9 protein-coding genes are annotated in these 9,050 nt (G+C 48.7%); 4 read left to right on the top strand and 5 right to left on the bottom strand.

The features are described 5' to 3' along the window. The first annotated feature begins 143 nt into the window (after window positions 1-143). Entirely contained in the window at window positions 144-1,010 is an 867-nt protein-coding gene (locus DXZ20_RS30850) for an MBL fold metallo-hydrolase (protein ID WP_163702728.1), read from the top strand. An 82-nt stretch (window positions 1,011-1,092) separates the two neighbouring features. Here DXZ20_RS30850 and DXZ20_RS30845 read toward each other — a convergent pair whose 3' ends face one another. Then, window positions 1,093-1,839, bottom strand: coding sequence for an SDR family NAD(P)-dependent oxidoreductase (locus tag DXZ20_RS30845; RefSeq protein WP_250565042.1), 747 nt, complete (start codon window positions 1,837-1,839; stop codon window positions 1,093-1,095). Window positions 1,840-2,122: 283 nt separating this feature from the next. Between DXZ20_RS30845 and DXZ20_RS30840 the strand changes: the two genes are divergently transcribed. Next, window positions 2,123-2,245 (top strand): photosystem II protein Y, encoded by a 123-nt coding sequence (locus DXZ20_RS30840; RefSeq protein ID WP_006516626.1) that lies wholly within the window; start codon window positions 2,123-2,125, stop codon window positions 2,243-2,245. A 92-nt stretch (window positions 2,246-2,337) separates the two neighbouring features. Here DXZ20_RS30840 and DXZ20_RS30835 read toward each other — a convergent pair whose 3' ends face one another. Together DXZ20_RS30835 and rdgB are read right to left on the bottom strand one after the other, a co-directional pair. Continuing rightward, on the bottom strand, window positions 2,338-3,123 hold the full coding sequence (locus tag DXZ20_RS30835) for a Uma2 family endonuclease (protein ID WP_163702727.1): 786 nt from the start codon (window positions 3,121-3,123) through the stop codon (window positions 2,338-2,340). An 86-nt stretch (window positions 3,124-3,209) separates the two neighbouring features. After that, a complete protein-coding gene (rdgB, locus tag DXZ20_RS30830) occupies window positions 3,210-3,788 on the bottom strand; it encodes an RdgB/HAM1 family non-canonical purine NTP pyrophosphatase (RefSeq protein ID WP_163666531.1) in 579 nt (192 codons plus the stop codon). 100 nt (window positions 3,789-3,888) lie between these two features. On the opposite strand from rdgB, the gene DXZ20_RS30825 reads away from it, so the two are divergent. Both DXZ20_RS30825 and DXZ20_RS30820 read left to right on the top strand, forming a co-directional pair. Next, a complete protein-coding gene (locus DXZ20_RS30825; protein WP_163702726.1) occupies window positions 3,889-5,643 on the top strand; it encodes an ABC transporter ATP-binding protein in 1,755 nt (584 codons plus the stop codon). Window positions 5,644-5,793: 150 nt separating this feature from the next. Next, a complete protein-coding gene (locus DXZ20_RS30820) occupies window positions 5,794-6,870 on the top strand; it encodes a formylglycine-generating enzyme family protein (RefSeq protein WP_163666535.1) in 1,077 nt (358 codons plus the stop codon). Window positions 6,871-7,058: 188 nt separating this feature from the next. On the opposite strand, the gene DXZ20_RS30815 is transcribed toward DXZ20_RS30820, so the two are convergent. Then, window positions 7,059-8,738, bottom strand: coding sequence for a sodium:solute symporter family protein (locus DXZ20_RS30815; RefSeq protein WP_163666537.1), 1,680 nt, complete (start codon window positions 8,736-8,738; stop codon window positions 7,059-7,061). Beyond that, window positions 8,728-9,042: a DUF4212 domain-containing protein gene (locus tag DXZ20_RS30810; protein WP_163666539.1), complete on the bottom strand. Its 315-nt coding sequence runs from the start codon at window positions 9,040-9,042 to the stop codon at window positions 8,728-8,730. The genes DXZ20_RS30815 and DXZ20_RS30810 overlap by 11 nt, the downstream gene beginning before the upstream one ends. Between the last annotated feature and the right edge of the window lie 8 nt (window positions 9,043-9,050).

Genomic DNA, 9,050 nt, shown 5'->3' with positions numbered 1-9,050 from the left:
AACGATACGGGGGGAACATGCTCTGATGAATACAATTTCTCAGATCATACCGATCTACCCTCAAGAATCAAGACGGATGACTATATATATTAAACAGTTTCTAATGCATTGACTAAACTGGAACTATAACAAATGGTGATGTTATGGCTCAGCTTAAAGCTCGTCGTCCAGAGAATGTAGAAGGTGACTTTTTTGTTGATACTACGTGTATCGATTGCGATACCTGCCGCTGGATGGCTCCTGAGGTGTTTGGTCGAGATGGAGAGATGTCGGCGGTGCATGCTCAACCGACAACTACAGAGCAGCGGATTCAAGCGTTAAAAGCATTGTTGTCGTGTCCTACCGCATCGATTGGGACGGCGGCTACACCCAAGGATATTAAACAGGCCCAGGAGCAACTGCCGGATCTAATTGAGGACAATGTTTATCATTGTGGCTATCATTCCGAGAAATCCTATGCGGCGGCCAGCTATTTTATTCAACGGCCTGAGGGAAATGTTCTGATTGATTCTCCTCGGTTTACCCCACCTTTAGTAAAACAATTGGAGGCTATGGGTGGGGTGCAATACCTCTATCTCACCCATCGGGATGATGTGGCGGATCATGCCAAGTTTCAGGAGCATTTTGGCTGCGATCGCATTCTCCACCAGGACGATATCACCAGCGATACCCAATCCGTCGAAATTCAGCTTAAGGGACAGGACCCTTACCAACTAGCACCAGATATCACCATCATGCCCGTCCCTGGTCACAGTAAAGGCCATACCGTACTGCTGTATCAGAACAAATTTCTGTTCACAGGCGATCACCTGGCCTGGTCGGCTTACCTGGAGCACCTCTACGGTTTCCGGCGTTATTGTTGGTACTCCTGGGACGAGCAAATCAAATCCATGAAGCGCCTGACCGATTACTCGTTTGAATGGGTTCTGCCGGGGCACGGTCGTCGCTTCCACAGTAGTAACATGGCAAGCGAGTTGCAGACATGTATTGAGTGGATGGAAACAGCCTAAGACGCTTACAACTAAAACCCATCCACTCATCTACCCATTCACCGATCCACCGATCCACATCAGACTTTGATGTCTATGCCCTCTAACTCGATTGCTGAGTTGGCCTTAGCAAGATGTCATGGACCTGTACATGGTCGGGTTGGCTGAGGACATAGCCAATGGCATTAGCAATGTCATTGGGCTGGAGTACCGGAAATTGATTGTAGACCTGTTGAGCTTGTTCTCGACTGCCGGAGTATTTTTCGGCAAACTCGGTTTCCACAAAGCCAGGGCTGATGGATGAGATGCGAATGGCGCTGCCGTCTGCTCGGAGCTCCTGACGTAGTCCTTCTGTGAGGGCACGTACGGCAAACTTAGAGGCGGAGTACATGCCGCTGCTGGGAACTCGATGGCCTGACATGGAGCTGATGTGGACAACATGACCCTGGTCTTTGCCAAGGTTTTGCATTAGCTTAATGGCTTCGCGGGTGCAGATGGAAAGGGCAATAACGTTAACATCAAGAGTTTCGCGCCATTTTTCGGTACTGCCGCTGGTGAGGGATTCTTGATAGCCGAGACCAGCGTTGTTGATCAGCACATCGAGGTGGTTAAAGCGGGTTGCGATCGCGCTAAACCAGGCCAAAATTTGGGATTCATCGCGCAGATCAACGCTTTGAGTTAACACTGCGGCCCCATGTTGCTGCGATAACGTATCGGCTAGTTCTGTCAGACGCTGCTGACGACGGGCACACAAGGCTAAGTCATATCCATCCGCCGCTAGGCGAGTGGCAATAGCACTACCAATACCGCTAGAGGCTCCGGTAATAGCGGCGACAGGCCGGTTAGTCATAGTAATTATAGAAATGATTTATGAACCTTTTTGATGTTGTGAACGGAAGCGTCCGCTGTCAAACCTGAGATGCTTGAGGTGTTTGGTTTTGCGACCCGCTCTAAATAAAATTATCTACATAAAAAGCCATGTACACCCATGGGGCTAACCCTATTTCCCGCTCCTTTCACCACTCATTAACCTTCGGCGAAGATCTTATCCCCACTTCAAACTGCGCCTAGTTTATGAGAATATTATATATAAGTATTTACATAAAACGTTTTTCTCCGCAGGAGGTTCGGTAATGGACATTGATTTCCGGGTTGTAGCTGTACTTGCTCCCATTGCCCTAGCTGCGGGCTGGGCTGGTTTTAACATTTTCCAAGCTGCACTGGGCCAGATTCAATCCATGTTTGGCGAAGAATAAAGAAAGCCCTTTTCGTTACGAAAAGTTATCGAATTACTCATATAAGCTGCCTTCTTAGTAGAAGGCAGCTTTTTATTGCTGCTGACACAGGGTTAATTAGAGGCCTGTATTGAAATGACAGCTTTTTCAGATAGGGTCAACGCTTCAGCTACTTGTTGAGTGGTTAGTCCCATGGATAGTAACTTAAGAACGGCTGCATTTCGAGTTTTCTCAGCCTGTTCTGCTCGTTGGCGCTCTTGGGCAGATAGCTCGCTGCCCCAAAGCAGTAACTGTCCCTGGGTATCCCACCACCGTAGCCAATAACCTGAACGATTTTCACGAATACCTTCCCACACTCCCAGGGAAAGACCCATATTTTCTATCAAGTAGCCATTCTGGTTATCAGGCATCTGTAGTTGATACCCATTGGCGTCATCCAGACGATAGACTTCGAGGCTACCATTGGTCGGCTCAAAGATGATGTAATAGGGCACTTTGAGAATGCTCTCATAGTAGAACCATTTACCCGGTGGATAGGTGGCTTTAATGGAGTATTCACCTCCCTCGGTAGCTGACAGAAACTCCATCACCACTGTGGGCGGATCACCTTCTAGATATGGGGTATAACTTCGTTCGATATCTGCTCTAGGTACGGTGATGTGGGGAATAAATGCCCAATCAGGAGCTTTGACTACGGTTTTGTCATTGACTGTGGCACAGAGACCATAGTTGGTTGTTATCAGGGCTGTTTCCGAAATCCGACCAGCAATAGAAAGACTTTCACTCAACGCAGCGGCAATAAAGGGTTGGCTGATATTGTCCACAGGGTCATCCGGTAGAACATAATGCTTGGGTAGCTTTTCCCAACGAATGCTCAGTTTGGTGGACGTGGCAACCATAGGTTTCGGGAATTCAAACGCTAGCCTCAGTATATTGTAGGTTCATTTGTACTTGTTTTTGATGGCCCTAACTTCAACTTGTTTGCTTAGGGCATTGGCAATTGCCTCAGTTGCTCCATAATTTGAGCAAAGGCAATACCCCGATGGCTGTGGGTTTCTTTTTGTGGGTCGCTCATTTCTGCAAAGGTTTTACCCTGGCTCGGGACGTAAAAAATAGGGTCGTAGCCAAAACCGTTGCTACCCTTGGGCTCGGTCAGAATTTCCCCAGGACAGATGCCTTCTGTTTCGAGGGCGATGGTGCCATCGGGGCGGGCGAGGGCCAGGGCACAGACAAACTGAGCACTACGGTCCTCACTGCCGCTTAACTCCCGCAAAACTCGATTAATGCGATCCTGGTCATCCTTGCCATATCGGGCTGAATAGAGACCTGGTGCACCGTTTAAGGCATTAATTTGCAGCCCTGAGTCATCGGCAATGGCCCATTGGTTGGTTGCGATCGCAACTTCCCTTGCCTTGAGCCGCGCATTCTCAATAAATGTTATCCCTGTCTCATCCACATCAATTTCTTGGGGCTTTAGCTGCAAATCCCAGCCCAGGGGTGTCAGATACACCTGCATTTCTTTGAGTTTGCCAGGGTTACCCGTAGCGACGATGACGGTAGGCATAATGATGTGCGAGTCTCCAATGTGCGTTCATTTTAACCACGGTATTTAACCACGGTAGGGGCGGTGTCTTGTACCCGCCCGGAACCTGGTAGCGTAATCCATGACACGCCTATTGGTTCAAAACGCCTTGGATAATCGCCCCAACTATTGGCAGCTGCTGCCCTACATTCGTCGTCAGCAGGCAATCTTAATTCCTGCCTTTATCTGCACCCTGATTTTCACCATTTACTGGCCAATTCTTGCCAAGCTAGGTGGTCTGGCTATTTCCACCCTGGTGCAGGGACAAGTTGCGGCCTTTGGTAAAGTTGCTGCGCTTACCCTGATCGGTTTGCTCATCCAAAAAGCGGCTCAGTATGGCCAAGACTCCCTCATGGCGAAGGCTGCATTTCGTGTTGCCCATCAGCTGCGTACCCGTGTCTATGGCCATCTGCAAACCCTCAGTCTGACCTACTTCGAACAAACTAAAACGGGCGATCTGGCCTATCGCTTGACCGAAGATGTGGATCGCATTGGCGAGGTTGTCTACAAGCTATTCCACGATTTTGTGCCCTCTACGCTACAGCTGGTGGTGGTGTTTGGCTACATGATCTATCTCAACTGGCAGCTAACGGCGACGGCCTTGATCCTGATTCCGTTGCTGGCAGTCTTATCTGGCTGGTTTGGCGAAAAGATGCTGACCGCTGCCCGTCGCAGTCAGGACAAAGTTGCCGATCTCTCTTCTCAGGTGGCGGAAGTTTTTAGCGGTATTCGCTTAGTTCAAGCCTTTGCAGCTGAAGACTATGAAATTGATCGCTTTGCTAAGGCCTCCGCCAACAATCGTGATGCCCGCTATTCTGTGGCTTGGTTGCAGGCAGTACAGTTTCCGGTTGTTGGGTTTCTCTATGCCGGCATGATTGTGATTTTGTTGCTCGTCGGTACCTGGCAGATTAGCCTTGGCAATTTGGCCCGTGAAGGGTTTGGCACCTATGTGATCAATGCGTTACTGCTGATTGATCCGGTCAATCATGTGATTCAAAATTTCAATGAGTTTAAGCAAGGAGAAGCGTCCATAGACCGTGTGCTAGAGCTGTTGCGGTTCAAGCCCTCAGTGCAGGATGAGCCCCATGCAAAATCGCTGCCGACGGTTTCAGGGAAAGTGGACTATCGCGATGTTAGCTTTGCCTATGAAGCCAACCAGCCGGTGTTAGATGCGGTGAACCTTTCTGCAGAACCTGGCCAAACTATTGCTTTGGTGGGCCTATCAGGGGCCGGCAAAACTACTTTAGTAAATCTGTTGCCGCGTTTTTATGATGTGGCCACGGGAGAAATTTTGATCGATGGTATCAACGTGCGTCAGGTGACACTACAAAGTCTGCGTCGTCAGATTGGGATTGTGCCCCAGGAAAACGTTTTGTTCTCTGGGACGATTGCCGAAAATATTGCCTTTGGTCAACAAGACTTTAATCTGGCAGAGGTGGAAGCTTCGGCAAAGGTAGCTAATGCCCATGGATTTATTAGTCAGTTCTCCCAGGGCTACCACACCTGGGTCGGCGAACGGGGCGTGAATTTGTCAGGGGGGCAGCGGCAGCGAATTGCGATCGCACGAGCCGTTTTATTTGATCCAAAGATTCTAATTCTAGATGAGGCAACTTCTGCCCTCGATGCAGAGTCAGAGTCGCTAGTGCAGGAAGCATTGGAGAGGTTAATGCATGGACGGACCGTGTTTGTAATTGCCCATCGGCTGGCGACCGTAAGACGGTGCGATCGCATCCTAGTCATGGAAAAAGGTCGTATTATCGAATCTGGAAACCACGCTGAACTGTTACAGCAATCGGGACGTTATGCCAGCTTCTATGCCAAGCAGTTCCAGATATAAACCGAGTATGTGATGATAACAATGCATTTGTAAAACTTCACAAATGCATTGGGTTTTGGTTTTTTTACCTTACTAGTTCAGTGTTGCCGAAAAAACGAGCGAATTATCTGGTATTGGATCACTGAGAAGGGTGTCCTTATTTAAGGAGTTATGTCAGGCAGTCGTCGTTACCAGGTCATCAAACAAATAGGCGGGGCTAGCATGGCTGCCCTGACCCAGGATAGTCGTATTTGCCATAATCCTTTTTGGAGCAGTCGCAGTCTTCAGTATCAATGCTCACGGCGTAAAGCATTGAAGTTTTTAGGTGTGTCAACCGCAACGGCTGTGGTGACCGTAGGCTGTAAAAATGCAGCGGCGACCATCACGCCTACAGGGCAGCCTCTAAAAAGCCGAGGGTTGAAGACGGTTCAAGTCGATTCGAATGGCCAGATCACTGCGGAACCGTCTATCAGGGTTGATTACTTTGATGAGCCTCTTCTACGTCGGCAGTTGCGTAAAGTACTCCCTCTCCGTATGGTCCAAATACCGGCTGGCGAGTTTCTAATGGGGTCTCCACCATCCGAGCCTAAACGTGAAGAACAAGAAGGGCCTCAGCGTTCGATTCAGGTGCCTAGTTTTTACCTGGGAGCTTTTGTGGTTACCCAGCGGCAGTATGAGGCTGTCATGGGCAACAATCCGTCGTACTTTACAGATGATCAAGGCGAAGATGGGGCCGATTTGCCAGTAGAGCAGATTACCTGGGACGATGCGGATATATTTTGCCAGCAACTGAGTGAGCTGACGGGGCGTAACTATCGATTACCCAGTGAAGCTGAGTGGGAATACGCCTGTCGTGCTGGAACAACAACCCCATTCTCTTTTGGTGAAGCCTTAACAACAGAAATTGCTAACTTTTTTGCAGACTTCTCCTTTACTGAAAACTATGAAGAGAACTATCGCAACAACCCAGTAAAAGCTGACAGCTTCTGGCCCAATGCTTTTGGCCTATACAACATGCATGGCAATGTTCATGAATGGTGTTCCGATGATTATCACGAGAGTTATGAAGGTGCTCCAAGCGATGCTAATAAATGGCTGTCGGGTAATGCGACTGCTTCTAAGGTAATGCGCGGTGGCTCATGGTTTAACGATACGCACTTCTGTCGATCAGCTGCCCGTGATAAAAACACTCAAGTGGGGCGTAGCAATTCCTGTGGCTTTCGAGTGGTGTGTGAGCCTAAACGCTAGGTTAAGCTGAAAAAAGAGTCAAAACACCTGCATCTTTATTGTCAAATTTATTATCCTGTATGTTTCTGATCTATGGGGAGATCTTGGCGTAAGGTTCTCAACCCTTATGTCTAAAAAGCGAGAAAGGTTTCCAAGAAAATCTTAGAAACCTTTTTGGGCCCTTTAGATGCAGACCATAACAGTGTTGGTTATGCAGCTATAGCAGGGTCATCTCCAAGAATGTCTTCGGGAGATCTCAAATCTTCCACCAGTTCTTGAATGTGAAGTGGTGGTGGCGGTGTCAAGCGGGAAACAACAAGTGTCACTATCAGATTAAGAATCATACCCAAGGTGCCAATACCCTCAGCGGAGATATTAAAGAACCAGGTGGGCATGCCGAAGAATTTCACACCGATAATGTAGAACGAGGTGAAAATCAGACCGACAAGCATACCTGAGATCGCACCTTCACGGTTAGTGCGCTTGTCAAAAATACCCAAGATAATCGCGGGGAAGAAGCTGGCTGCGGCTAAGCCAAAGGCAAAGGCTACCACCTGACCGACAAAGCCAGGCGGATTAATGCCAAAATATCCGGCAATTACCAGGGCAAACCCTACCATCACACGGCCTACAAACACCCGTTTCTTTTCTGAAGCTTCTGGATTAATTAATCGATAGTAGACATCATGGGCGATGGAGCTAGAAATCACTAGCAATAAACCTGAGGCCGTTGATAGCGCAGCGGCAAGACCACCAGCGGCAACCAAGGCAATTACCCAAGGCGCTAATTTAGCCACCTCTGGTGTGGAGAGCACAATGATGTCGCGATCAATGGTGATTTCATTGCTGGTTTCCTCAGAAGTGAGCTGAAACCGACCGTCCTGATTTTTGTCGTTAAAGGCTAACAGGCCCGTGTTTTCCCACTTTTGTGCCCAGTCCAGCTGTTGTACCTCTTCAACAGTGGCATTGTGCAATGTGTTGACCAGGTTATAACGGGCAAACATCGACAACGCAGGCGCTGTTGTGTAAAGCAAGGCAATAAACAACAAGGCCCAGCCTGCAGAGAATCTTGCTGAACGCACGTTCTTAACTGTGTAGAAGCGCACGATTACATGGGGAAGACCAGCGGTGCCTACCATTAAGGCAATGGTGATGGCCAGCACATCCAACATAGATTTGTTGGCAAAGGCCTGGGTGTATTCGGCAAAGCCCAAATCCACCTGGATTTGGTTTAGTTTGGTGCTGATGTCGCCAAAGGTCATGGCGAACTGGGGAACAGGATTACCGGTGAGGAGGAGTGCGATCGCAATCGCCGGAATCATGTAGGCAATAATCAGCACATAGTATTGGGCAACTTGCGTCCACGTAATACCCTTCATGCCACCCAGAACAGCAAAAAAGCCGACAATCAACATGCCGATAAACACGCCTGTGTTTACATCCACCTGTAGGAAGCGGCTAAAGACGATACCGACCCCCCTCATTTGGCCCGCGATATAGGTGAGTGACACAAAGATCGCGGCTACCACAGCTACCAGACGAGCCCATTTGGAATAGTAGCGATCGCCCACAAAATCAGGCACTGTGTACTTGCCAAACTTCCGCAGATAGGGCGCTAGCAACAACGCCAGAAGAACATAGCCACCGGTCCAACCCATCAAATAAATCGAACCGTCATAACCCATAAACGAGATGAGACCCGCCATGGAGATAAACGATGCTGCCGACATCCAGTCAGCGGCAGTAGCAGCCCCATTGGCAAGAGCGGGAATACCTTGCCCAGCCACATAAAAGCCTTTACTATCACGAACGCGAGAACGCCATCCGATGTAGATATACATCAGGAATGATGCAGCGACAAACAAGCCCGTCCAAACCTCAGTTGGCATGTTCCCTCCTTACATCATGCTCAGCAATACTTGCATGACGTTTACTAAGTTGTTGAGCTCGATAATGCTTGTCGAGTTTATCCATCTGATAGGCATAGACAAAAATCAGCACCACAAAGGTGAGAATTGAACCTTGCTGCGCAATCCAGAATCCAAGCGGTAGACCAAAAAACTGAATCTGATTGAGGATGTCTACCAACAAAATGCTGCAGATTAGGGATACAAATCCCCAAACCGCCAGTAGCGCTAGAATAAGGGTAATGTTGGCACGCCAATACGCATGCCTTTGAGCAGGATCTCTCATACGTTGAA

This window comes from Adonisia turfae CCMR0081 (assembly GCF_011009555.1).
Taxonomy (GTDB): domain Bacteria; phylum Cyanobacteriota; class Cyanobacteriia; order Phormidesmidales; family Phormidesmidaceae; genus Leptothoe; species Leptothoe turfae.
This window is presented reverse-complemented; position numbering and strand designations above follow the sequence as displayed.

Bases quoted from the DNA above. Each gene is read 5' to 3' on its own strand.
- DXZ20_RS30820 (WP_163666535.1), top strand. From the start codon at position 5,794: ATGTCAGGCAGTCGTCGTTACCAGGTCATCAAACAAATAGGCGGGGCT.
- DXZ20_RS30815 (WP_163666537.1), bottom strand. From the start codon at position 8,738: ATGCCAACTGAGGTTTGGACGGGCTTGTTTGTCGCTGCATCATTCCTG.
- DXZ20_RS30825 (WP_163702726.1), top strand. From the start codon at position 3,889: ATGACACGCCTATTGGTTCAAAACGCCTTGGATAATCGCCCCAACTAT.
- rdgB (WP_163666531.1), bottom strand. From the start codon at position 3,788: ATGCCTACCGTCATCGTCGCTACGGGTAACCCTGGCAAACTCAAAGAA.
- DXZ20_RS30850 (WP_163702728.1), top strand. From the start codon at position 144: ATGGCTCAGCTTAAAGCTCGTCGTCCAGAGAATGTAGAAGGTGACTTT.
- DXZ20_RS30835 (WP_163702727.1), bottom strand. From the start codon at position 3,123: ATGGTTGCCACGTCCACCAAACTGAGCATTCGTTGGGAAAAGCTACCC.
- DXZ20_RS30810 (WP_163666539.1), bottom strand. From the start codon at position 9,042: ATGAGAGATCCTGCTCAAAGGCATGCGTATTGGCGTGCCAACATTACC.
- DXZ20_RS30840 (WP_006516626.1), top strand. From the start codon at position 2,123: ATGGACATTGATTTCCGGGTTGTAGCTGTACTTGCTCCCATTGCCCTA.
- DXZ20_RS30845 (WP_250565042.1), bottom strand. From the start codon at position 1,839: ATGACTAACCGGCCTGTCGCCGCTATTACCGGAGCCTCTAGCGGTATT.